This is a genomic window from Streptococcus sp. IMAU 99161 (assembly GCF_014435245.1).
In the GTDB taxonomy this organism is placed as follows: domain Bacteria; phylum Bacillota; class Bacilli; order Lactobacillales; family Streptococcaceae; genus Streptococcus; species Streptococcus lactarius.
Genome location: NZ_JAAPAW010000013.1, coordinates 18,005 through 43,232, shown reverse-complemented (window position 1 = coordinate 43,232; position 25,228 = coordinate 18,005). Strand labels below are relative to the sequence as shown.

22 protein-coding genes, 2 tRNA genes and 2 pseudogenes are annotated in these 25,228 nt (G+C 43.7%); 2 read left to right on the top strand and 24 right to left on the bottom strand.

Annotated elements, in window-relative coordinates; genetic code table 11:
- Positions 1–98 precede the first annotated feature (98 nt).
- The gene (locus HA044_RS08465; protein WP_187540763.1) at positions 99–410 is read right to left on the bottom strand and encodes a hypothetical protein; all 312 of its coding nucleotides are present in this window, start codon (positions 408–410) and stop codon (positions 99–101) included.
- 113 nt (positions 411–523) lie between these two features.
- Between HA044_RS08465 and HA044_RS08460 the strand changes: the two genes are divergently transcribed.
- Positions 524–664 carry a hypothetical protein gene (locus HA044_RS08460; RefSeq protein WP_187540762.1) on the top strand — a complete coding sequence of 47 codons (141 nt, stop codon included), beginning with the start codon at positions 524–526 and terminating at the stop codon, positions 662–664.
- A gap of 67 nt (positions 665–731) precedes the next feature.
- On the opposite strand, the gene HA044_RS08455 is transcribed toward HA044_RS08460, so the two are convergent.
- From HA044_RS08455 to HA044_RS08345, 23 genes and pseudogenes are all read right to left on the bottom strand, one after another.
- Positions 732–804, bottom strand: a tRNA-Thr gene (locus tag HA044_RS08455).
- A 59-nt stretch (positions 805–863) separates the two neighbouring features.
- The gene (locus HA044_RS08450; RefSeq protein ID WP_187540767.1) at positions 864–1,814 is read right to left on the bottom strand and encodes an alpha/beta fold hydrolase; all 951 of its coding nucleotides are present in this window, start codon (positions 1,812–1,814) and stop codon (positions 864–866) included.
- 119 nt (positions 1,815–1,933) lie between these two features.
- Positions 1,934–2,815, bottom strand: coding sequence for a class II fructose-bisphosphate aldolase (locus HA044_RS08445; protein ID WP_187540761.1), 882 nt, complete (start codon positions 2,813–2,815; stop codon positions 1,934–1,936).
- Positions 2,816–2,991: 176 nt separating this feature from the next.
- A complete protein-coding gene (locus tag HA044_RS08440; RefSeq protein ID WP_187540760.1) occupies positions 2,992–3,444 on the bottom strand; it encodes a hypothetical protein in 453 nt (150 codons plus the stop codon).
- Positions 3,445–3,523: 79 nt separating this feature from the next.
- Positions 3,524–3,609 (bottom strand) — tRNA-Leu (locus HA044_RS08435).
- Between the two features lie 125 nt (positions 3,610–3,734).
- The gene (locus HA044_RS08430; RefSeq protein ID WP_187540759.1) at positions 3,735–5,348 is read right to left on the bottom strand and encodes a CTP synthase; all 1,614 of its coding nucleotides are present in this window, start codon (positions 5,346–5,348) and stop codon (positions 3,735–3,737) included.
- A gap of 175 nt (positions 5,349–5,523) precedes the next feature.
- Positions 5,524–6,219, bottom strand: coding sequence for a B3/4 domain-containing protein (locus tag HA044_RS08425; RefSeq protein WP_187540758.1), 696 nt, complete (start codon positions 6,217–6,219; stop codon positions 5,524–5,526).
- Positions 6,220–6,423: 204 nt separating this feature from the next.
- Positions 6,424–7,003 (bottom strand): annotated as a pseudogene (gene rpoE, locus HA044_RS08420) (DNA-directed RNA polymerase subunit delta).
- A 218-nt stretch (positions 7,004–7,221) separates the two neighbouring features.
- A complete protein-coding gene (gene tig, locus HA044_RS08415) occupies positions 7,222–8,505 on the bottom strand; it encodes a trigger factor (protein WP_187540757.1) in 1,284 nt (427 codons plus the stop codon).
- A gap of 128 nt (positions 8,506–8,633) precedes the next feature.
- Entirely contained in the window at positions 8,634–9,197 is a 564-nt protein-coding gene (locus HA044_RS08410) for a TIGR01440 family protein (RefSeq protein ID WP_187540756.1), read from the bottom strand.
- Positions 9,198–9,200: 3 nt separating this feature from the next.
- Positions 9,201–9,671, bottom strand: coding sequence for an ECF transporter S component (locus HA044_RS08405; RefSeq protein WP_003010175.1), 471 nt, complete (start codon positions 9,669–9,671; stop codon positions 9,201–9,203).
- Positions 9,661–10,422 carry a bifunctional hydroxymethylpyrimidine kinase/phosphomethylpyrimidine kinase gene (locus HA044_RS08400; protein ID WP_187540755.1) on the bottom strand — a complete coding sequence of 254 codons (762 nt, stop codon included), beginning with the start codon at positions 10,420–10,422 and terminating at the stop codon, positions 9,661–9,663. Before HA044_RS08400 ends, HA044_RS08405 begins: the two co-directional genes overlap by 11 nt.
- On the bottom strand, positions 10,415–11,161 hold the full coding sequence (gene truA / locus HA044_RS08395; RefSeq protein ID WP_187540754.1) for a tRNA pseudouridine(38-40) synthase TruA: 747 nt from the start codon (positions 11,159–11,161) through the stop codon (positions 10,415–10,417). The genes HA044_RS08400 and truA overlap by 8 nt, the downstream gene beginning before the upstream one ends.
- 135 nt (positions 11,162–11,296) lie before the next feature.
- On the bottom strand, positions 11,297–14,839 hold the full coding sequence (locus HA044_RS08390) for a family 20 glycosylhydrolase (RefSeq protein WP_187540753.1): 3,543 nt from the start codon (positions 14,837–14,839) through the stop codon (positions 11,297–11,299).
- 161 nt (positions 14,840–15,000) lie between these two features.
- A complete protein-coding gene (dnaJ, locus tag HA044_RS08385; protein ID WP_187540752.1) occupies positions 15,001–16,134 on the bottom strand; it encodes a molecular chaperone DnaJ in 1,134 nt (377 codons plus the stop codon).
- Positions 16,135–16,662: 528 nt separating this feature from the next.
- On the bottom strand, positions 16,663–18,486 hold the full coding sequence (gene dnaK, locus HA044_RS08380; RefSeq protein ID WP_187540751.1) for a molecular chaperone DnaK: 1,824 nt from the start codon (positions 18,484–18,486) through the stop codon (positions 16,663–16,665).
- A 255-nt stretch (positions 18,487–18,741) separates the two neighbouring features.
- Entirely contained in the window at positions 18,742–19,281 is a 540-nt protein-coding gene (gene grpE, locus HA044_RS08375) for a nucleotide exchange factor GrpE (RefSeq protein ID WP_187540750.1), read from the bottom strand.
- 6 nt (positions 19,282–19,287) lie between these two features.
- Positions 19,288–20,322 carry a heat-inducible transcriptional repressor HrcA gene (gene hrcA / locus HA044_RS08370; RefSeq protein ID WP_187540749.1) on the bottom strand — a complete coding sequence of 345 codons (1,035 nt, stop codon included), beginning with the start codon at positions 20,320–20,322 and terminating at the stop codon, positions 19,288–19,290.
- 167 nt (positions 20,323–20,489) lie between these two features.
- Positions 20,490–21,257, bottom strand: coding sequence for a D-alanyl-D-alanine carboxypeptidase family protein (locus HA044_RS08365; protein WP_187540748.1), 768 nt, complete (start codon positions 21,255–21,257; stop codon positions 20,490–20,492).
- Entirely contained in the window at positions 21,250–21,948 is a 699-nt protein-coding gene (locus HA044_RS08360) for a histidine phosphatase family protein (RefSeq protein ID WP_187540747.1), read from the bottom strand. Before HA044_RS08360 ends, HA044_RS08365 begins: the two co-directional genes overlap by 8 nt.
- A gap of 120 nt (positions 21,949–22,068) precedes the next feature.
- Positions 22,069–22,758, bottom strand: coding sequence for a histidine phosphatase family protein (locus HA044_RS08355; RefSeq protein ID WP_187540746.1), 690 nt, complete (start codon positions 22,756–22,758; stop codon positions 22,069–22,071).
- An 86-nt stretch (positions 22,759–22,844) separates the two neighbouring features.
- Positions 22,845–24,182 carry a PFL family protein gene (locus HA044_RS08350; RefSeq protein WP_187540745.1) on the bottom strand — a complete coding sequence of 446 codons (1,338 nt, stop codon included), beginning with the start codon at positions 24,180–24,182 and terminating at the stop codon, positions 22,845–22,847.
- Positions 24,183–24,200: 18 nt separating this feature from the next.
- The gene (locus HA044_RS08345) at positions 24,201–24,467 is read right to left on the bottom strand and encodes an ACT domain-containing protein (RefSeq protein ID WP_003004214.1); all 267 of its coding nucleotides are present in this window, start codon (positions 24,465–24,467) and stop codon (positions 24,201–24,203) included.
- 356 nt (positions 24,468–24,823) lie between these two features.
- Here HA044_RS08345 and HA044_RS10040 point away from each other — a divergent pair.
- Positions 24,824–24,931 (top strand): annotated as a pseudogene (locus HA044_RS10040) (YSIRK-type signal peptide-containing protein); the annotation flags it as partial.
- Between the last annotated feature and the right edge of the window lie 297 nt (positions 24,932–25,228).

The following is a 25,228-nucleotide window of genomic DNA, read 5'->3' as shown; positions in this document are numbered from 1 at the left end:
CCCCTCTTGAATTGAGGAACAAGGCCGTTGCTTAATCTTTTATTATTTCATTGTCTACTTGACTGGGAGCAGTTCAATTTCTGTCCCACTCTCTTTCTTTATTTGTTGCTTTCCTTATCTGGTAAAAGAAAACCAAGACCCAGGCAAGCAAGGACACCCGCTGTGATCACTAAGCCATTTGAAACCGGCAAAAGATCGTAGATCGCGTTTGCAATCATCAGAGCAATCAAAGCACAGATAGCACTTGCCTTGTAATCCTTTTTGAAGAGATTTTCAAGAGTAAAGAAAGCAAATAAGAGAACGGGAAATAGGGGCCAGATTTTCACATCAAGCTTTGGAAAGCCAACCATTCCCATTGTGACAACCGCAAGAGCAGCAAGAATAAATCCTAGTCCAAGTAGTTTTTTCATCCTAATACCTCATTTTCACTATTCGGAAGGGTTCCTTCCTTTGATGATTCTATAATAGCAGAGGAAGTGAAAAGTAACAAGGACTTTTGACTAGGTGGTCAAAAAAGGCGCTTATGCGGTCAAAAAAAGGAGCGAGACAGAACGAATCGTTTATCACCATCATTCATTATCTCGCCCCTCCAAGTGGTGCTTCTAGCCATCACTACTACATCAAGCAGGTCCTTTTAATGCTCATCGAAGCCTTTTATAATTAATTTGGTACAAAAAGCAATTAAACATCAAAAAAGCCCGTCACAACAGGCTTTTTATTGTCTCATTCGATGCCGATTGCAGGGATCGAACCTGTGACCTACGCGTTACGAGTGCGTTGCTCTACCAACTGAGCTAAATCGGCGATTACCTTCTTAGTATAGCACTCTGAGAACGGATGTCAAGCACTTTTAGTTGATCTTTTTAATCAAGTCTAGACTGATGTAGAAAAGAGCTTATTTGAGAGACGACCTCCTCCTTCTTGCTATGATAAAAATCATGAGGGGCATCCTCATAAACAACTTGGACATTGGAGTGATTTCTAGCAAAGTCTTTCGCATAATTCTGCCACTTCGACCGACTAAAGCTAGTTCCCTCCCCATTTGAGACGAATAGGAGCACAGGGATTTTAGAATCAATGGTAAATCCACTAACCTTACGAGCATTTTCTTTCACTGCACGAGTTTCGTTTAACATAGCCTTCGACAGCAACTGCTTGTAAGCTAAAAATCGATATTGTTGGCGTTCACTATCCGTCAAATCATCATTTTTCAGGTAAACAGACTCTGGAAAATAACGGAGCAGCCCAATCTTACTCGTCCAATAGGCTAAGGTCATGAGAGTTGGATGTTCCTTTAAATCCTGATAACTTGCCGGCAGGGCCCAATCAAGACCGATCACTGCCCTTACTTCATTAGGATATTTTTCTTGCCAAGCAAGACTCTCAAGACTAGCCATTGAATGCGAAACAATCACATAAGGTCCCGAAACTTCGGCTTGCGACAAAGCTTGACGGGTCTCAGAAAGAACCTCCATCACATCTCTGGATTGATCACTATCTTCGCTGAAACCATAGCCCGCTCGCTCTACGACGACTACTTTGTATTTTTTGGATAGGGGATCTGATAGATTTTTAAAGTCTAATATAGGCGATGCAATACCAGCACCTGAAAGAAAAACGATCGTTTCCGGCCCTTCTCCTTTGACATATACATTCATTTGATGTCCATTGACTACAACCTTCTTACCTATGGGCATGAGGAGCTTGCTTTCTTTTTGCAAACTAAGTTGGTGGAAACCAAATGTACCTCCTAGAAAAAGGATAAGAAAAACAAAAATGATCCAGCTATACTGTTTGAATTTTTTCATAGCCATATTGTACAAAAAATAGAGCCTGTAAGCAAGAGACTTAACGGCTCCCAAAAGAATGCTAGTACCCAACTTTCCAATACAAAAAAACAAGATCCACCTGGGATCTTGTTTTCCTGTTTTTTTTAAGCTTTGCCTTCTGAACCGAATACGTCGATACGTTCTTCAACAGCTGCTGTAATTGCTTCGAAACCTGGTTTCAAGAATTTACGTGGGTCGAAGAGTTTCTTCTTGTCGTATTCTGCTTCGTTTGCATCGTATTCACGTACGAATTGACGAGTAGCGTTTGCAAATGCGATTTGGCATTCAGTGTTAACGTTAACTTTCGCAACACCAAGTTTGATGGCTGCTTGGATTTGATCATCAGGGATACCTGATCCACCGTGCAATACGATTGGGAATCCTGGTACAGCTTCAGTCAATTTTTGCAAGTGGTCAAGGTGAAGACCTTTCCAGTTTGCTGGGTAAGGACCGTGGATGTTACCGATACCTGCTGCCAAGAAGTCAATTCCTGTAGCAACCATTGCTTTAGCATCTTCGATTGGTGCCAATTCACCGTCACCGATGATACCGTCTTCTTCACCACCGATAGTACCAACTTCAGCTTCAACGGAAACGCCTTTAGCATGAGCTTTTTCAACGACGTCTTTCGCCAATTTAAGGTTTTCTTCAACTGGAAGGTGTGAACCATCAAACATGATTGAAGTGTAACCAGCTTCGATACATTCAAGAGCATCTTCATAATGACCATGGTCAAGGTGAATAGCAACTGGTACAGTGATTCCCATTGCTTCTACAAGGTTTTCGATAAGGGCTTTACATACTTTGTAACCACCCATGTATTTTGCAGCACCCATAGAAGTTTGGATAAGTACTGGAGCTTTCTTAGCTTCTGCTGCACGCAAGATAGCTTGAGTCCACTCAAGGTTGTTTGTGTTAAATCCACCAACTGCATAACCATTGTCACGAGCTGCTTGGACAAATTTTTCTGCTGAAACGATTGCCATTAGTAGTAGGCCTCCTCTAATTTTTTGTGGTTAAACCACTTACATTGTTTATTTTATCACTTTTACACTAAAATTACTAGTCTTTCCTGTGGCTTTACGTGATTTCTTCTGATAAAAGAGGAGGAACCCTCTCCCTCCTACCTTTTCAAAAAGCAAAAAAGGGAGCTAACCCCCTTTCAATCCTTCTCTTTGAAATTTTTTAATGAGACTAGAAAGCCAATCCCGCAAATCACAAGGGATACCGCTGCAACCCATTGTGAATAGAAATAAGCATCAAATAACTGACTGTCGGTAAATAGTTTTCCAAGAAGCCCGTTGACCAATCCCTCAAGCAACGGAAAGCTCTCGTACATAGCAAGGATTGCCGCAAGAAAGAGAATACAGCCTGCCATCAAGAAAAGATTGGGAATCCACTTTTTAATCCTTTTCTCTTTCCTGAGCAAATACTTAGAAGCAATCGCTGCTAGAAAAGCGAGGACGTTCCATATGTTTAAGGCGATAAAATATCTAAAAGTATCCTTGTATGCGCCTATCACCATAGCTAAAATCATAATAGGACCGAAAAAATTAAGGGCACTTCCCAATAGTGCAAAGAGGCCATCGGCCAAAATCAGATACTTCTTCTTCATGTTTATACCACCTCTCCCACCTATTCTACCACAAAGGTTTCGAGAAACAAAAAAGATAGCCGAAGCTATCTTCATCCGATGCGGAGAGAGGGACTTGAACCCTCACGACCTAAAGCGGTCACAGGATCCTTAGTCCTGCGCGTCTGCCAATTCCGCCATCCCCGCGATTGAGTACCTTACTAGTATATCAATCATCGAGATGTTTGTCAAGATTTTTTTCAAACTTTTTTCAGGGTTTGCCATCTCTTTCAATGAAAAGAGGCCAGGTGACGAAACCTAACCTCTTCTTCTTACTTACTATCGTGGTTTTCGACAGCTGCGGTCACAAAGGCTGTGTAAAGACCTTCTGGACGGTTTGGACGGCTTGACAATTCTGGGTGGTATTGGCAAGCCACAAAGAATTTATTTTCTGGAATTTCAACGATTTCGACCAAACGGTTGTCTGGAGAAACACCTGAAAAGACCAGTCCTGCTTCTTCGAATTGTTCACGAAAAGCATTGTTAAACTCATAACGGTGACGGTGGCGACGTTGCACCACTTCTTGATTGTCATAGGCTGCTGCTGCTTTTGATCCTCGCTTGAGTTTTGATGGGTAGAGCCCTAAACGAAGGGTCCCTCCCATATCTTCTACATCGATTTGATCGCGCATGATATCGATCACTGGATACTTGGTTTCTGGGTCCAATTCTGCTGAGTTAGCTCCTTCTAGTCCCAAAACATCACGTGCAAACTCGACACAGGTCAACTGCATACCAAGGCAAACTCCCAGCATTGGTACATCATTTTCACGCGCATACTTGATGGCCTGAATCTTGCCTTCTGTGCCCCGTTGGCCGAAACCACCTGGCACGATGATTCCATCAGCTCCGTCAAGGAGTTCAGCTACATTTTCAGCTGTCACATCATTGGCATTCACCCAGTCGATTTTGACTTCAGCATCATTGGCATATCCAGAGTGTTTCAAAGCCTCTACAACTGAGATGTAGGCATCTTGCAATTCTACGTATTTGCCCACCAAGGCAATCTTGACCTGTTTCTTGAGGCTCATGACCTTATCGACCATAGCAGACCATTCCGTCATATCTGCTTGTGGGACATCCAATTTCAAATGATCACACACGATTTGGTCCATATTTTGCGCTTGCAAATTCAATGGAATTTGGTACAAATGCTGTACATCAAGAGACTCGATGACGGCTTCTGGAGCTACGTCACAGAATTGAGCCAACTTGTTCTTGATTCCTTGCCCGACAGGCTTTTCCGTACGGATAACCAACATATTTGGCTGAATTCCAAGTCCACGCAATTCTTTCACAGAGTGTTGGGTTGGTTTGGTTTTCATTTCTCCTGCAGCCTTCAAGTAAGGAAGAAGGGTGGTGTGGATGTACATAACATTTTCAGCACCGACATCTGCCTTCATTTGACGAAGAGCTTCAAGGAATGGAAGGGACTCAATGTCTCCAACGGTACCGCCAACTTCTGTGATGATGACATCTGAATCGGTCGTCGTCGCTGCTCGTTTGATTTTTTCTTTCAAGGCATCCGTAATATGAGGAATGACCTGTACAGTAGCTCCTAAGTATTCCCCATGGCGTTCCTTCCGAAGAACCTCGCTATAGATTTTTCCTGTCGTGACGTTTGAGTATTTATTGAGGTTGATATCGATAAAGCGTTCATAGTGACCAAGGTCCAAGTCTGTCTCAGCACCATCGTCGGTGACAAAGACTTCCCCGTGTTGATAGGGGCTCATGGTACCTGGGTCAATATTGATATAGGGGTCAAATTTTTGAATGGTGACCTTCAATCCACGATTCTTAAGTAGACGCCCAAGACTCGCTGCAACGATTCCTTTTCCGATGGATGATACGACACCACCCGTGACAAAAATATATTTTGTTGACATGCGCTTTCCTCTTCTTCTAATGTTGTAGAGGCCATTCCTCTTTGCAGAAAAAAACAAAAATAGCTCCCTAATCCATAGGGAGCTCCGACCTCAAAATGAGGTGCCCTAACAATATCTTACCGCAAATACTCTTCTTTGTCAAATTGAAACGTTTATGAAGAACATTTTCATTTCCTTATGAGGCTGGCTCTACTCCATTTCGTGTGACGAGAAATTTCTCAAATTGAAGATCAGGCATGCAGGAAGCAAGATCCTTGTGGATTCGCTCCAGTGCTTCTAAGCGCATCTCTACTGTGGTCTCTTGGTTTCCTTGGATGACAAAGAGGGCATTTTTTGTTGTCTCCTCAAATTTGTAAAGGTCGCTATCCCGTACATCCAACCAAGCTAGAACCCCTTTTTGATCTCTGTAGACGGGGTCTGTCGGCGCTACATGCTTTTCGCTAGAAAGGATAGGTAAGAAGAGATCTTCTCTTTGACTGATCGTAAATTCAATTGGGCCTTCAATTTTATCCAGATCATGTCCTCCAATAGCGAGATAGGTTCTCAGACATTCAACATTATAAATGTCAATGATACTATTGATCTGAGGCAGAGAACCACGATGCTGGATGTTTCGGATGAGGGCAAGAATTGTTGGCGGATTTTTCTTGATACTGCGCCCTACCTTTTGCAACAAATCGGTATAGCCTGTAACGACCGCTGATTCTGCAACTTCTTCCAACTTACATTGGAGCGCCCATTGTTCCATCGCTTGCTTCTTTTCAAGAAAAGCGACAGGTAAAACAGCTTGAGGATCCACATGTTTAGCTATGCCAACCACCACCGTGTCAATACCGGCATCTACTAAACTGTCATCTAAACGAAAGTCCATTTGGAACACCTCCTATTTGGGGAATATTACATGTTCATTATACTCTAACTTACCACCTTTTTCAATGTAAACCAAAAGGGAGTGGGACAGAACGAATGTTGACTAAAAATCGTTCCTTGTCCCACTCTCAATCAACTACTGCGTCTTGCAGTTCTATCTATCATAGATAAGAGGCTGGACACTTTATGCCCAGCCTCTTATGTTTTATTCTTCTTCGTCGTCAGATTCTTCTTCTTCGTCGTCTTCTTCGCTCAATTCAACTTCTTCGCCCAAATCATCTGGTACGATTTCATTGATTTCAGCATCGTAAGCTTCGACTTCACTCTTTTCATCATCTGGATTTTCTTCGTCATATGAAAGAAGGATCTGCTTCGTAAACTTCTTCGTCTTCTGGATCGTCGTCGTTGTAATCGATCGCATCTTCGTCTCCATCCATGAAGGCATTAACACGTTTTTTCTTGCGTTTCTTAGGTGTTTCGTCTTCATCTGTTTCTTCAAGAGCAATGATTTCTTCATCAACTTCATCGATGGCATACCACGAACGAAGGCCCCATTTGTTATCTCCAAGCGGGATAAAGCTTCCATCCACATTCAACTCAGTGTAGAACAATGGAAGAGCTTCGCGGATCTCGCTGTTTGATTTTTCAAGATAGTTTTGAATTTCATTTACAAGATCACTAAAGTACATTTCATGGTCACGTCCACGCAATTCCAAGATCGCACGCGCCACTTCAATCATAGAAAGTTCACTTTTTTCTTGTCCAGCAAATACTTCTAATTCCAAGGGTAGATCTCCTTATGTTTCATTTCCTAAATGGAGAGGAATCCGGTCTCACACCTCATCCTATCCTCACTGATAGACGAAAAGCCTCTATCAGGCATTTTATCGTTACACTCTATTGTACGATAAATTTCCCCTTTCGTCAAAGGAAAATTCCAGGATTCTCCAGGAAATCAGAAATCAAAAAAGAAGAGCCTCGCGACTCTCCTTCTTGTTCTAAATTATTTTACTTTTGCTGAGCTTGTAATCACGTTCACAGCTTTCTTCACAGTGATGTCATGTTTCAACATTTCTAGTGAAAGAAGGTTACGAACTTGTGCAACTTCCATATGGTAGTCGCTTGCCAATTGTTCGATTTCAGCATTGATTTCTTCTTCAGTTGCTTCAAAGCCTTCTGCTTTCGCTACTGCTTCAACCACAAGGTTTGTCTTGGTACGGCTTTCAGCTTCAGCTTCGTATTGTTTATGAAGATCTTCTTGAGTTGTACCAGTGATTTGGAAGTACATGTCAGGTGAGATTCCTTGGCGTTGCATGTTTCCAAGGAATTCATTTACTGAGCGATGAACTTCTTCATGAATCATTTCTTCTGGAAGTTCTACGATTTCAGCATTTTCAACTGCTTTATCGATCGCTGCTGCTTCGACAGCATCTTTGTATGCTTCTTCTTTTGCTTCAGCTAATTCTTTGCGGTATTTTTCTTTCAATTCAGCAAGTGTTTCAACTTCTTCATCGATGTCTTTTGCCAATTCGTCGTCAAGAGCTGGCACTTCTTTTGATTTCACTTCGTGGATCGTTGTTACAAATTTTGCTTCTTTACCTGCAAGGTCAGCAGCTTGGTAATCTTCTGGGAAGGTTACGACAACATCAACTGTTTCACCAGCAGAGTGTCCTACCAATTGCTCTTCATATCCTGGGATGAATTGACCTGAACCAAGTCCAAGTGAGAAGTTATCTCCTTTACCACCGTCGAATTCAACACCATCAATTGTACCAACGAAGTCGATCACTACTGTATCCCCTTCAGCAGCAGCGCCTTCTTTAACGACCAATTCAGCCAAGTTGTTGCGTTCGCGTTCGATACGAGCATCTACATCAGCGTCTGTGACTTCTTTAGAAACTTCTACTGAAACTTCAAGGTCTTTGTAAGCACCCAATTTAACTTCAGGTTTTGTCACAACAGCTGCTGTCAATGTCCAGTCTTGACCTTTTTCCATAGAAACAACGTCAAATGTTGGTTGAGCAACGACTTCAAGACCTGCTTCTTTCACAGCTGCTTCATAGGCTGCAGGAAGAACATCATTCAAAGCATCTTGGTAAAGAGCTTCTTCACCAAAACGTTGGTTGAAGATTGGACGAGGAATATGACCTTTACGGAATCCAGGTACGTTCAAAGTTTTCTTAACAGATTCAAACACACGGTCCAAAGCTGGTTTGATTTGTTCTTGACTGATTGTGAAAGTCAATACACCATGGTTTGTTTCTTTGTTTTCAAATGATACAGACATTCTGTCTCTCCTTAAAATAATATAGTCATTCTCTATAATTTTACCATAAAAGTTTGAAAAAGCAAGTTTTAAAACGGATTTACATCTCTTTTAGTTCAAAAAAACTAGCTCCTGAAAGCTAGTTGATGTTATGCTTTTCGGATCGGGTCTTCCTGGTATCTTGCTCGGGATCCACCGATCAATTTTGGCCGACTGGCCAGGGCTGTGACATGGGCACCTCCTAGTTCACGCAGGGCTGGACGAATGGGGACTTGGACATGTTTGACATGCATTCCAACTGAGGTATCTCCGATGTCTAGTCCCGCTTGAGCTGTGATAAATTCCACTTCGACAGGATCTTTAAAATACTTGAAAGCTGCGAGTTGCCCAGCACCTCCTGCATGGAGACTCGGAAGGACATTGACGATTTCTAGCTCCTTCTTGTCTGCCAATTCTCTTTCAACCACTAAGGCCCGATTGAGGTGTTCACACCCTTGAACTGCAAGAAAAATTTCTCTTGATGTCAATTCGTCCAGCAAGGTTTTAACAATCACCTCACCGATTTCGATACTCGACGCCTTGCCGATTTGACCTCCCGCTACTTCACTTGAAGATAGGCCTAAGACTAGAATTTGCCCCTGGCGAAGATTGGCCTTGTCTAAAACATCACAAAGAATGAGCCCTGTATCTTTCTTCAGTTGCTCCAGATCCATGAGTTAGCTTCCTTTCTTTTGGAAGGCATAATAGACCACATAGCCTAAAGCCATTCCAACAAAATTCTGAGCAAGGTTATTTGGAATATCCGAGATAGCAGCTCCCCAGCCATTGCCTAAAAAGAGAGCAGAAGCTAGTGCGTAGCCGCCTACCATGACGACTGTCGCAAGAAGCAAGCCTAGGTAACGAGCTTTTCCCTTGAAGCCAGCGAAATAGCCTTGTCCCCCGTGAAAGAGGAGGCTAAAGAACATCCACTGAGGATAACCTGAAATGAGGTCGAGTAAAAAGGCTCCGACACCACCAACAATAGCGCCTTCCTTACGTCCAAAATAGAAGGCTGTGAAGTATACACCCAGATCTAACAGGGTGACAATCCCTGTGGGAGTTGGGAGTTTGGTATAGTAGCCAAGAACCACCGTCAAGGCTGTCAAAATGGAAAGGCGGGCAATGAGTTGAGTTCGATTAGATGTCATATTGTACTACTCCATACTGGTCTGAATGTTGGATTGCTTTGAAGACAAAGTCTTTAGAAGCTTTCACAGCTTCAAGTGGAGATTTCCCTTGAACCAATTGACTAGAAATACTAGATGCAAAAGTACAGCCAGCCCCTGTATTGTTCTTTTCTAAAACAGGTTCTTCGATCACGGTGAAATCTGTGCCATCATAAAAGACATCGATGGCTTTTTCTTTATTGAGACGATTGCCCCCTTTGACCACGACAGTTGGAGCACCTAATTCATGGAGTTTGCGAGCAGCAGCTTTCATATCATCGAGCGATTGAATCTGACTTTGGGTCAAGATTTCAGCTTCTGGTAGGTTTGGCGTAATGATGGTCACATAAGGGAAGAACTTGATCAATTCGTCTCGAAGAGCTGAAACTTCCACATCGTGGCTTTCCTTGCAGACCAAGACAGGATCGAGCACTACTGGGATATCTGCATGAGCTTTGACATAGTCCAAAGCTAGGTCTGCCACTTGAACATTTGGCAAAAGGCCGAGTTTAATGGCAGAGAAAGGAACCTCTTTGAGAGAACCCAGTTGTTGAGCGAAAGTAGTCGGATCCACCGGAATCACTTCAAAACCATGCTCGGTCATAGCTGTCAAACAAGTTACCGCCACAAAGCCATGTTGTTTGTTGGTTGTATAGGTTGCAAGGTCTGCATGAAGACCTCCCCCACTAAAAATATCATTTCCTGAAATTGCAAGAATTAATTCATTACTCATAGCGTATCTCCTTTAAATATAAGCCATTTGGCGCTGCTGTTGGACCTGCAAGATTGCGGTCCTTCTTTTCCAAAATCAGATCGATCTGCTCGATCGGCATCCGATCATTTCCGATCTTTAGCAAAGTTCCCACCATATTGCGGATTTGCTTGTAGAGAAAGCCATTGCCCGAAAAGGTAAAGAGCAGGCGATGATTTGCCGCGTCCTCGACCAAGTGAGCTTCTGTAATCGTGCGAACCTTGTCTTCCACACTGGTCCCTGAAGCGGTGAAACCGGTGAAATCATGGGTTCCCTCCAACTTTTGAATGGCCACTTGCATCTTGTCTACATCCAACGGATAAGGGTAGTGGGTTGCATAGTGACGCATCATGGGGTTCTTGGGACGGCCATAATCCACGATAAATTCATAGGTTTTGCTGTGCTTCTTGTAGCGTGAGTGAAAGTCATCTGAAACCGTCTCAACACGAATCACATCGATATCCTCAGGTGTTTGGGTATCCAGGGCAAAGCGGAGCTTCTCCTCATCCCGCGCTTGAGGGAGATCAAAATGGATGACCTGCCCAAGAGCATGGACACCAGAATCCGTTCGCCCTGCTCCATGAACGGTGACAGGCTTTCCTTGATTAAGACGCGTCAAGGTCTTTTCGATTTCTTCTTGCACACTACGGGCATGCGGTTGGCGTTGAAACCCTGCAAACAAGGTCCCGTCATATGAAATGGTTGCTTTGTATCGTGTCATGGTTTTATTTTAACAGGATATAGAAGGGGTTACAAGAGTGGAAAATTCAAACTGTCCGGGTACAGTTTTACAAACACAAAAAAGAAGCAGAATGATGAACATCCTGCCTCCTAACTCCGACCTGTTACAAATCAACTAGGTCTCAGTCTCTTTTTTATTTTTCAAGTTCATTCCTGCTGCTCCTAAGATCGCTCCTAGTAAAGCGAGTCCCAGAGCAGATTCCACTCCCGTTTCTGGAAGTTGCTTATCAGGGTTTACTGTTTCTGGACGAACTGCTTTTTCCACAGTTGCTGGAATTGACGCTTGGGTATTTACTGGTGCTACTGGTTGATCCTTCGAGATCACATGAGGTGTTGACTGATCTGGAGCAATTTTGTTTACGAGCACATCTAATTTCACTGGTGCCTCTGCTGAAGGGCTTGTCGGGATCACGACTTCTTTGGTACCGACTTCAACAATTTCTGCAACCGGCTCTGTGGCAATTTCTGTAGCTATCACTTTTCGACTTTGATCAAGTTGCGAAACCTCTACATACTCAAGGCCTTGTCCTTTAACTCCAGCCTGGGTCACTTTGCGTTCTCCTTTAGAGAGATCTGGATTGGTGCGTTCCACAAGGTCAAAATCAAGTTCTTTCTCTACGATTTCAAGACTTGGTTTGTCTTCCACTAGGGCTTTGACGTCATTTTCAGCCAAGCTACCTTTTTGCGTGATTGGCTTGAGCCCCGCAAGGGCTTGGGTCAAAGTGGCCACTTCTTGATCCACCTGATCTTGATGAGCACGGCTCACATTCCAATTCAAGCTATCTAAGACTTTCGCAAGTGCTGCGCGAGATTCTGGTGTGTAAATGGCTAGATCTGTTGGCACCGTAGCAACTACTTTTCTAAGAGCAGTGAAGTCCGCCTTGAAATAGTCCTTGTTGTGGTTGGCAAAAGCTTCCATGACCTGGAAGACTTCCTCTTCCTTGTATTCATTGGCAGGTTCATCAGCCCAGATTCCCAACATACTTCCAGATGTTGGTATCTTGACATCAGGATATTTAGTTGAAGCCAACTGTTCAAACGGAACAGTTTCTGAATTTCGGATAGCTTTTTCGAGCGGATAACTTTGATCCCCCTTGTGGCCCAAAACATAGTACCAGTCTCCGTTGGTATTAAGTAATTTATAACCCTTATCTGCCAAATACTGTGGAGATGCGAGGTTATAGCCCCACCATCCTTTAGACCAGTATGAAATCAAGACGTCCTTGTCAAAGGCAACATCATCTTCATCTCCATAATAGAAACCATCGTTAAAGGCCATTGGCTGCAAGCCTTTTTCACGCGCCATAGCTGCAAGACTATTGGAATACTCCGCAAATTTACCATAGAGGTCATACCACTTGAGGTAGTACCAGCCTTGCGCACTGGTAGCGTCATTGGCATATTCATCTGTTCCGTAGTTAAAGATCTTAGACTTGTCTTTGAAGTAGTCCATGTACTTGCCAATCAAGGCTTTGGTAAAGTTGACTGCTGCTTCATTGGTCAAATCCATGGTTGTTTTTGAAACCGTATCAAAGCTGGCTTGTGGGTTTTCAATGCCCAATTTTTCCAAGGCCACTAACAAGGCATCCATGTGGCCAGGACTATTGACCGCCGCAATCAAGCCGATTCCTTTAGCAGTAGCATAAGCATGGAGCTCATCCATTTCTGTTTGGGTCAAGGCTTGACCATTTGGATCATCGTAATAGGCCTTGGTACCTTCTAAAATGGCCTTTTTCACATCGTCACTAGCATAAGTCTTGCCATTGGCTTCCACCGTCATATCATCGAGTACGAAGCGCATACCATCGTTTCCGACCAGGAGGTGCAAGTCAGAATAACCTAGCTCACTGGCCTTATCGACGATCCGTTTCAACTGATCCAGTGAGAAGTATTTGCGACCTGCATCGATCGAGATGACCTTCTTCATGGCAAGTTTTTCTTCTGCTTCTTTTGCTGCAACTTCTTTCGCGTAGCTTTCTGTATATACCAAAGCATCTTGAGCCGCTTTGAGATTGTCGATCAAGGTTTTAGCTTCTGCTCGAGTGGTGTCTGTACCTGCCCCTTCTAAAGCTTTTTTAGCTGCCGTAAAAGCTACTAGAGATTCTGGTGTATAGCGATCCAAATCTGTTGGAGCTTCCGAAAGAGCTTTTTCGACGACTTCAGGATCTGCTACAAAGTAGTCTGCATTCTTGTCCGCGAAGGCATGCATGAGCTTGAAGAGTAGCTCTTTTTTGTAGGTTGCAGATGGCCTATCTGCCCAGGCAGCTACCATTCCACCTATGAAAGGCACCTTAGCCCCGTCATTTTTTTGAACAACATCAATTGCTGACTTGGAAATTCCTTCGAGACCTTGATCAAGGTTGTACCAACCAGATCCAGCCTTGTCCCGTCCAATCACATAATACCAGGCATCATTGGTATTAAGAATCTGATGACCTAGTTCAGACAAAAGTTTTGAAGAAGCGACATCATAGCCGTTCCAACCACCTGTCCAGTAGGACACAATGATATCCTTGTCAAAAGTGCCATAGGAAGTATCTCCATTGTAGTAGATTCCATCATTGAAAGCCATTGGTTTCATCTTGTGTTTTTTCACAATAGCTGCTAGATCATTGGCGTATTGTATGAATTTTTCATAGCCTTTTTCTGGGTACCCTTCACCCGGCCAATGCTTGCTGGCTTGGAGAACCTGCCAACCATGGGCATCTGTGGCATCATTGGCATACTCATCCAAACCAATATTGAAAATATCTGCCTTGCCACTGAAATAAGTCGCATACTTGTCTACCAAAGCCTTGGTGAAGTCTAAGGCTTTTTTGTTGTCCAAATCAACGGTCCGAGCTGATTTCTTTGTACCAAAATAATTAAAGTGAGGGTTTTCGATCCCCAATTGTTCCATGGCTGTCAAAATCGCATCCATGTGACCTGGACTATTAATGGTTGGGATGACGCCTACTTTCTTCGATTTGGCGTAGGCCAAAATATCATCCATTTGAGCCTGGGTCAAGGCTGTCCCGTTCGGATCATCATAATAGGCCTTCGTCCCTTTTTCAACTGCATTTGTCACAGCTTGGCTAGAATAAGAAGCAGATCCTACTTTCAAAGACATATCATCCAGCACAAAGCGCAAGCCGTCATTTCCGACGAGGAGATGCAAGTCTGTATAGCCCGTCTTACTTGCCTCATCAATGATTTCCTTGATTTGGTCTGGTGAGAAGTACTTGCGACCGGCATCGATCGAAACAATCTTTTTCTTGGCTAATTTTTCTTCCTGATCAGGATCTTTAGCAGGAGTTTCCGTAGCTGCTGTCGCTGGTTGAGTTGCCACATTCGACTCTGCGACCGAGCTCGCTTCTTCGTGAATCAAACGGTCAAGATCTGATACCCGCAATTCACGATCAGGCAGTGTCGGTTGACTTTGATCGACGATCGGGGCAGGAGCAGTCGGTGTTTCTACTGCTGGCTGAGAAGCTTTCTCGTTTAGGGAAGCAGTCGACTCACCCTCGCTTGGCGGAGTTGGTACTGTCGTTGCAGGACTTTCAGTAGTCGTTGGTGTATCAGCTGCTACAACATGCGCGCCAGCAAAAAATCCTATGAGCACCGAAGCCGCCCCTACTGCGTACTTACGAATCGCATAACGTGGTTGATGTGATTTCATCAGGACCTCCTAAATTGTCTTTGTAATCGTTTTCTTAATTTTACCACGATATCTTAATAAATTCAATGAGGCTTCTCATTATTCTTTAATTAGGAGAGGAAGTTCTTGGATTCGATCCAAAATAAAACGAGCCCCTTACTCAAAAGGAAACTCGTTTATTCTTATAAGTCATCCAAGGCATCTTTCATCTTATCAAAGAAGCCTTTTTTCTTTGGATTTACCTTGATATCACCAGCTTCCGCAAATGCACGAAGAGCTTCTTTTTGCTTGTCATTTAAACCAGTCGGGGTAACGACATTGACTGATACATACTGGTCTCCCATGGCACCACCACGAAGACTAGGCGCTCCTTTTCCACGGAGGCGGAATTTCTTACCGGTTTGGGTTCCTTCAGGAATCACCAAATCAACATCTCCATGCACGGTTGGCACATGAACCGTATCTCCAAGTGCTGCTTGGACAAAGTTCAAATCTAACTTGTAGTAGATGGTTGAACCATCCCGTTCAAACTGATTACTTGGCTCTACACTGACAACGACATACAAATCACCATAAGGTCCACCATTAAAGCCTGCTTCTCCTTGACCCGCTAAGCGGATTTGTTGACCTGTTTCAACTCCTGCAGGAATCTTGACGTTCACGCTATGGGCTTGTTTTTCATGACCAGTACCTCGACAAGTGGTACAAGGGTCCTTGATTTCTTGACCACGACCATGACAGACATCACAGGTCACTTGACGGCGCATCATCCCAAGAGGGGTTTGCGTATCCACATTGATGACACCAGAACCATGACAGCGACCACAAGTCACCGGACTCGTCCCTGGTTTTGCCCCAGAGCCATGACAAGTATGACAACTGGATTCTCGATTGTACTTCACTTCTTTTTCAACACCAAAAATCGCTTCTTCAAACTTGAGATTGACGCGGTATTGGAGGTCATCCCCTTGACGAGGTGCATTTGGATTACGACTTGCACCGCCTCCAAAGAAGCTAGAGAAGATGTCTTCAAAGCCACCAAAACCAGCGCCATCAAAGCCACCAAAGCCACCAGCTCCACCACCGAAGCCACCATTGGCACCCGCAGCACCATATTGGTCATAAGCAGCTCGTTTTTGCTCGTCACTTAAAGTCTCATAAGCTTCTTGAACTTCCTTGTACTTTTCCTCAGCACCAGGTTCCTTGTTGATATCTGGGTGATATTTTTTAGATAATTTCCGATAGGCTTTCTTGATCTCATCTTGAGAAGCATTCTTTGAAACGCCCAAACGGTCATAAAATTCAGTATTGTTCATTTAAGATACCAAGACCGTAAAATTCGACTGAAAAATAGGAAATCTGACGCAGGAGCGATGCTCCTAGACAGATTTATCTTTTTTCCGAGAATTTAGGTCGGGTTCAATTCCTTTCTTTTATATTAAATCAGAATTTTTGGGAACCCGTGTTCAGTTGAGAACACTCTTTGTTCCTTTCTTTTATATTGCGAATCAAACCTCGATTTAGGTCGGGGCCGATTCCTTTCTTTCACATTGAGGAAGAAACCTCAGAGCTCGAGTTCAATCCCCCGAACGCTCTTTGTTCCTTTCTTTTATCGTTTCAAAACGGACCCAAAATATTGGTATCGTTTCTTTTTTACCGAAAAACAGAGGCTGGGTTGCAACCTCTGGATTTCTTTTTATCATTTACTAGTAAGGCTGAATTGAGTTTCAGCTTAAATCGAGCACGCCCTAACCTCTTGGTGAAACAGACAAATCTTTCTAGAAACTAAAGTTTCTGCGTCAGATTTCCTATTTTCACTGTGAGGTTTTAACGGGCTTTGCATCTTATTTTTCAGTAAACTCTCCATCTACGACGTCATCGCCTGCGTTTCCTGTTGCTTGTGCGCCTTCTGCTCCTGCTTGAGCTTGTTGGGCTGCTGCGGCTTGTTCGTAGAGTTTAACGGCAAGAGCTTGAGCTTTTTCGTTAAGAGCTTCCAATTTAGCTTTCATATCTTCAAGGTTACCTGATTCTTGAGCTTTCTTAAGATCATCCAATCCTGCTTGAGCAGCATCGCGTTCAGCATCGAATCCTTTACCTTCAGTTTCCTTGATTGTCTTTTCAGTCGCAAAGATCGCTTGGTCTACTTCATTACGAAGGTCTACTTCTTCTTTACGTTTCTTATCTGCTTCGGCATTTGCTTCGGCATCTTTCATCATTTTTTCAATTTCTTCATCTGTCAAACCTGAGTTTGATTGGATAACAATTGTTTGTTCTTTTTGAGTTCCAAGATCTTTGGCCTTAACAGATACGATACCGTTCTTGTCGATGTCGAATGTTACTTCAATTTGTGGGATACCACGAGGTGCAGCTGGGATATCTGTCAATTGGAAACGTCCAAGAGTCTTGTTATCTGCTGCCATTGGGCGTTCCCCTTGAAGAACGTGGATATCAACGGCTGGTTGGTTATCTGCTGCAGTTGAGAAGACTTGTGATTTAGATGTTGGAATAGTAGTGTTACGAGCGATGAGTTTTGTAAATACTCCACCCATTGTTTCGATACCAAGTGACAATGGAGTTACATCAAGAAGGACAACGTCTTTGACATCACCAGTGATGACACCACCTTGGATCGCAGCACCCATAGCAACCACTTCATCAGGGTTCACTGATTTGTTTGGTTCTTTACCAGTTTCAGCCTTCACAGCTTCTACAACAGCTGGGATACGAGTTGAACCACCAACAAGGATGACTTCATCAATTTCTGACAAGCTCAAGCCTGCATCTGAAAGAGCTTGACGAACTGGAGTTTTTGTACGATCTACGAGTTCACGAGTCAAATCGTCGAATTTAGCACGAGTCAAGGTCATTTCCAAGTGAAGAGGTCCAGCAGCGCCTGCAGTGATGAATGGCAAGCTGATTTGAGTTGAAGTGACACCAGAAAGGTCTTTCTTAGCTTTTTCAGCTGCATCTTTCAAACGTTGAAGCGCCATCTTGTCTGTTGACAAGTCGATACCGTTTTCTTTTTTGAATTCTTCAACCATGTAATCGATAATTTTTTGGTCAAAGTTATCACCACCGAGTTTGTTATCCCCTGCAGTTGCCAATACGTCGAAGACACCATCACCCAATTCAAGGATAGATACGTCGAATGTACCACCACCAAGGTCGAATACCAAGATTTTTTCTTCTTTATCTGTCTTATCCAAACCGTAAGCAAGGGCTGCTGCAGTTGGTTCGTTAACGATCCGTTCTACTTCAAGTCCAGCGATTTTACCAGCGTCTTTAGTTGCTTGACGTTGAGCATCATTGAAGTAAGCAGGAACTGTGATAACAGCTTTGGTTACTTTTTCACCAAGGTAATCTTCAGCGTAACCTTTCAAGTATTGAAGAATCATAGCTGAGATTTCTTGTGGTGTGTATTCTTTACCATTAGCAGAAACTTTTTCAGAAGTACCCATCTTAGATTTGATAGAGATGACTGTATCTGGATTTGTGACTGCTTGACGTTTTGCAGCGTCACCAACGATGATTTCACCATTTTTGAAGGATACTACTGAAGGTGTTGTGCGGTTCCCTTCTGGGTTTGCGATAATTTTTGATTCAGTTCCTTCAAGAACTGCTACTGCTGAGTTTGTTGTACCTAAGTCAATACCAATAATTTTAGACATATGTTTTTCTCCTTGTTGATTTTTCCTTTTTTTCTTTTTGATACTCTTCTTAAGTGGCGACGCCGTCAGAGCTTGACTTCGCCAATCTCTTTGACTAAACTTTGAGCCTAAGGTCTCAAAGTTTGCGAAAATAGCGCCACGGCGAAGAACATCGCCTTTGGTTCGCTTCGCTCACTATTAGTAAAGCTGAACCATTGTTTATCTTTCTTTCATAGTTTATTGTCGTTTCGGACAAGGTTTTTTAAGTTCTTTAGCCTAATTGTAGACAACTACCATAGCCGGTCTTAGGATGCGGTCATGGAGTTTGTAGCCTTTTTGGAAGACTTGTGCGATGGTGTCTGCCGGATGCTCGTCATCTGCAGGCATGGTTTGAATGGCCATATGGTAGTTGTGGTCAAAATCACCATCTGCTGCGATCTCTTCGATGCCTTCATCTTTTAAGGCATGTACCAAACTCTCTTGGACCATTTCCAAGCCCTTCTTCACATCATCTGTCAATCCTTCAACGGCAAGAGCACGTTCAAGGTTATCCAATGATGGCAAAATAGCTTTTGCCAAATCTTGGCTCCGGTATTTTTGTAAGAGTTGGCGTTCTTCGTTGGCCCGACGCTGGATATTTTGCATTTCTGCGTGAGCACGAAGGTATTTGTTTTCAAATTCATCTGCACGCGCTTGTGCTGCTTCCAATTCAGAAGGTTGCTTTTCTTCTTCGACAGTTTCTGTCGTCTCTACAACTTCCTCATCTTTCACGTCTTCTTTTTTGATTTCTTCTGTCAAGGCATACACCCCTTTCATTTGGTCTTAATTTACTTCATAATGGTTGCTGTTGAGGTAACGGTAGTAATCCGTCAACTTCATGACGAGGACTCGTCCGATAACATTGACGAGACTCACAACACGTCGGTAGTCCATCTCAACAGGACCGATCACATGCATCAGTGCGACTCCTCGATAAGGAATTAGGAACTTGTGGCTAATGACGGTCACATTTTTCAAGGCTGGATCTTTTGATTCTGCCACCAATACCTGAGTCAGTTGGTCTTCCGGAATCCCCGCTCTCAACTCGAGGGCTACGTGTTGGGAATTATCCAAGAACTGATAGGTTGAGAGATCGGCATAGCTTAACGATGAAACCTTTCCTTCAACGAAGACCAGCTCTTTAAATAATTGTGAGAAGATGTAATCAAAGAGATCCAATACATTGTCTGTCGTCTTGAAATAACGCTGTACGATCTGTGGAATCTCTGTTCGCAAGCGGTAGTGAATATCCAGGACCGTATTGCCAACAAAGCGTTCTCTCACCAACTGATGGAAGATTTCCAGATCAGTGGTCAAGAAATTCTTTGGAATGGCAAACTGAACGGTTACCGGCTTTGATTCATCTAAGGTCAAGACTGCTAGGGCATCATGACTCGATAATGGTACGATATCAAAACCTGTCAGACGCTGTCTGGTAGGCTCAACATCTTGGATCACGGCAGTGTAACCCGTCATCTGGGCTAACAACTTCGCGGTGGCATCCAAGATATCTTCTAACCGAAAGGCTTCAAAATCAAAGCCTTTCACCACTTGGTAGATGTCTTGCTCATCAATCAACTCTAGATCCAGCGAGTTCTGAACAAAATATTGAAAACCTGCTCGGCTTGGCATTCGACCGCTAGACGTATGGGCCTTTTCTAGTAAACCTTGTTTTTCGAGAGCAGCCATGTCGTTACGAATCGTCGCACTACTGGATTGAATCATATCCTGAAGAGCTTTAGAACCAACCGGTTCGTGGGTCTTGGTAAACATATCGATGACAAGATTTAAAATCTCATTTTGACGTTTTGTAACCATGACCTCACCTCTCTTTCACATTTAGCACTCGATACACTCAAGTGCTAAACCATGATTCTATTATACACCCATCCAGAAGAAAGTCAAGAGAAAAAACTAAAAAATTAGCACTCTTTTTGAAAGAGTGCTAAAAATCATTCTTCAGACCTAGAAAGGGCCATTTCTTGCTACTTACCGTCTTTTTTTAAAAGTTGGATGTATTCTTCTAAGACCAGATTGTGGGCCTGCATATAGCGAGCGGACTCCACTCCGACATAACGGAAATGCCAATTTTCAAAATTCACACCCGTAATGTTGCTCTTGCCATCTGGATAGCGAAGGACAAAGCCATATTGCGGTGCAATCGCAGCAAGCTGTAGACCTAACTCATCGCTTTGCCCCGCCTCTACACTCATATCAATCGCAAGTCCTGTCTGGTGCTCACTAGCACCTGGAACCTGTACTTGGGTTTGCACTTGTTTTTCGGCTTCTTCTTGCGAAAGACCGTTAGCTTTCAACTGATTGACACGTTCATTATAGAGTTTGGTTTGATCAGCCACGCTACGATAACCGGATATCAAGGTCTCTTGTGGTGCGATTTTTCGAGCAGCTTCTAAAAATTGTCGGGTTGGATCCACAATCCGACTATCCACTTTGATAGCATCGACATCCGTCAACTGTGGGTTCAGCTCAGGCTTGACATTTTCACGATTGACCAAGATCAACTGCCAATCTTTTGTCGAGACAGCTGGTAGATCGGATCGTTTTTTCTTGGTTGAAGATGGAGTCGTTACAGCTCCTTTTTTAGGCTTCCAAAACACAAGCCCTGAAAAGAGGCTTGGATTAGCCATATAGGCACCAATTCCTGCTCCAATAACCACCAAGAGAAGCAGACTCACTAAGTAAGGCCACCATTTCTTGCGCTTTTTTCGTGCTCGCTTGAACTTCTTACTCATGCCCCTCCTCTAGGACCTGCGCTCCTACCTGACGATAGGAGAGATCGCCAACTTTTTTGATGGTGAAGGTCCCCTCTTCATATTCCACGACCGTGACACTTCCATTGTCAAGAACCAATTCCTCTACAGCTTTTGGATCGATCAAGTAAATTAAGGTCGTAATGGTCATACCGTGGCTGACCACAATGGCATTGCCACCGCCTGCTGCTTCTAAGTCCTTGGCAATCGCTTCAAAGCCTTCTTTGATCCGTTTGCTTAATTTTTCCCAGGATTCTGCCCAGCCTGTAGTGTCCACTTCGACAATGCCTTCAGCCATTTCCATCAGACTTAGTTTTCTAAAATCATCGATTTGAAAAACCCGAGGGAGAACACCAAAAAAGAGGTCTCCATCATAGGCACCATCAAAGCTACCAAAGCACCACTCACGGATACGCTTATCATAGCGATAAGGGATCTTACCGGTCAGTTCCATCTCTTCAAGGATGATGCCCATACTTTGAATCGCACGGCCAGAATCACTCGAAACGGCTTGATCAAAGTCAATTCCAGCCTTTTTCAGGCCAATTCCTAGTTCTTGAATGCCCCGTTCTCCTTCTTGTGTCAGGGGTGTATCCGACCACCCTTGGGCACGCCCCAAGGTATTAAACATAGTTTTTCCATGTCGGGCAATGTATAATCTGGTTTTTGTCATTGTATTCCTCCGTATTTGTCCACTTTATTATATCATGTTTTCCTATCAGACAGAAGGAAAGCTCTTACATTTTTCGCCTATACAGCATCCCACCATGAAAAATAGCCTTTTCCTGATCGTTTAGCCTTTCTGTATGGCTTCACCTATTTGTCGATAACTTGCATCTCCGATTGAGCGGACTGTAAATTGGCCATCTTCATATTCTAAGAGACTGACACTTCCGTTTGGTAGTGGCAGATTCAGATTGGCTTTTGCTTGCAACAAACAAATGAGGGTCTGAATCGTCCAGCTATGACTGACCACTAGGGCATTTCCACCCCCTTGCTCTTCTACTGCTTTGGCAATTGCGGTAAAACCTTCTAAAATTCGGTGGCTGACTGCTTCCCAAGTTTCAGCCCAGCCGGCTGTATCGACTTGGTAGATGCCATTGACCAAATCTTCTAGAGAGAGGTCTTTATAATTGGTGATATGATACAAGCGCGGGATCACTCCATGAAAAAGCTCGCTTCCATAGGCTCCGTCAAAACTTCCAAAACACCATTCACGGATCCGCTTGTCAAACCGATGGGGAATCTGATCTTTCAATCCCAACTCATCGAGAATAATGCCCATGGTCTGAATGGCGCGTCCAGAATCACTGGAATAAGCATGAGTGAAGTCCAAGCCGGACTCACGTAGCCCAATTCCCAAAGCTTGAATCCCTCGCTCTCCTTCTGGTGTTAATGGGGTATCAGACCACCCTTGGGCTCGCCCCATTGTGTTAAACATGGTTTTTCCATGACGGATAACATATAAATTTGTCTTAGCCATTCTGCTCTCCTTTGTACAATGAAAAAAGTCTGGAGTTTCCTCTTCACAGACCTTTTCATTCTTCTATCTATTATACTAAATTTCTTTTAGTTTTTAAAGCTATGCACAGGTGCTGGAATTTGACCACCACGGGCAATAAAGTCAGCTGATGAGGCCTTGTTCACCTTCATTACCGGAGCATAACCAAGCAGGCCACCCAATTCCAACATATCGCCTTCCTGACCATAAGGGATAATCCGGACTGCTGTTGTTTTTTGGTTAATGACCCCGATGGCTGCTTCGTCGGCAATCATGGCCGCAATGGTCGTAGCTGGAGTATCAGCTGGGATGGCAATCATATCCAGACCGACCGAACAGATGGCTGTCATAGCTTCCAATTTTTCCAGATTGATATGGCCTGATTGGACCGCTGCAATCATGCCCTCATCTTCTGAGACCGGAATGAAGGCACCTGATAGCCCACCGACTTGGTTACAAGCCATGATGCCGCCTTTTTTCACTTGGTCATTGAGCAGAGCGAGCGCTGCGGTAGTTCCATGGGTTCCGACTACTTCAAGCCCCATCGCTTCAAGGACACGGGCAACCGAATCCCCAACAGCTGGTGTTGGCGCGAGAGACAAGTCGACGATTCCAAACTCAACCCCGAGACGTTCACTAGCCATTTGACCGACTAATTGGCCGACACGGGTAATCTTGAAGGCTGTCTTCTTGACGGTTTCAGCCAAGACATCAAAGCTTGCACCTGGAACTTTTTCAATGGCCCGTTGGACAACACCAGGACCGGAAACGCCGACGTTGATGACGACATCGGCTTCACCGACACCGTGGAAAGCACCCGCCATAAAAGGATTGTCCTCTACTGCATTGGCAAAGACAACGAGTTTCCCTGGCCCCATCGGATCTGCTTCCGATGCTTCTTTAATGATACGGCCCATGTCTCGGACAGCTGTCATATTGATCCCCGTCTTGGTCGATCCGATATTGACTGAAGAGCAGACAAAATCGGTCTCTGCTAGAGCGCGAGGAATAGAATTGATAAGGATCTCATCCCCTTTTTGGTAGCCTTTTTGAACCAAGGCTGAGAAGCCACCGATAAAGTTAATTCCGATCTCTTTCGCCGCACGATCCAGCGCCTTGGCGAAGGGCACATAATCTGTCGCATTGGTTGCTGCTCCGATAATGGAAATTGGAGTGACTGAAACCCGCTTGTTGACAATCGGAATACCAAGTTCCGCCGCAATCTCATCTCCAACAGCCACAAGATCCTTGGCCTTTGTTACAATCTTCTGGTAGACTTTTTCTGCAGCCTTATCAATATCTGGATCAATACAATCTAGAAGGGAAATCCCCATGGTGATGGTCCGAACATCAAAGTTCTGCTCCTCAATCATGGCAATGGTTTCGGTTACCTGTTTAATGTCCATAAATTCTCAACCCCTATCTTACAAATTGTGCATGGCATCAAAGATGGCTGCGCTCTGGATATTAATTTTCACATGAAGAGACTGACCGAATTCTTCCAACTCTGAACGAAGCTGCGTGAAATCTTTTTTCTCATCCGATGAGACGACCGCCATCATGGTGAAGTATTCATCCAATACGGTTTGAGAAATATCGTCGATATTGAGTCCCAACTCTGCGACTTTCGTTGCGACACCGGCTACGATTCCTTTTTGGTCTTTTCCAACGACTGTAATAATTGCTTTCATTTCACTGCTCCATTCTATCTATTTGCTTCCATTGTAGCACATTCCCCTTAAAATCGCCGAAAACAGCTGGAATCGTTCGGGGATTCTACTAGATCTTACTCGGTCACTTCCTCCAAGCAAGCAACTTCCTAAAATAGTTTTAATTTCCTCTTCCTTTCTATTGCATTTTTCCTAAAATTTTAGTATAGTTATTATATTGATATTCCTTAAATATTATAAGATAAAAAAGGAGGGATTTATTCTACAAATAATGCAAGGATGATCGCATCCATTTGAACACCACATCAGCATACGATCCAAGTTTCTCTTGGGCTCCAGCAGTAGCTGACTGCTTGCTTACCAGTTAGGAGTCAATTATGAACCGTTACTTTTTTGAAAAAGGATTAACCTTTAGTATCCGCAAGTTAAGCGTGGGGGTTGCTTCTGTCATTGTCGGACTTAGCTTTTTTGCTTCTGGGGTGGCCCATGCTGACGACCAAGCGTCAGAAACCCCTGCAAATCTGGAAAATACTGTCTCAGCTGATAAACCACCACTAGATAGTGCCGCGAAACCTGATCGCGCAGCCCTTCTCCACCAAACCCCTTCCGTCACCGAAAGAGAGGTTCCTACAAGTTCTGAGGATAAGGTTTCTGAAAACACATCAGAAAAAGCTACTCCCGAAACAACCACTAGAAATTCTGAAATGACTGACATGAAGCTGGATACAACAAATTCCAATAAACCTTTACCATCTGCTAACACTTCTGAAAGTCCATCCGAA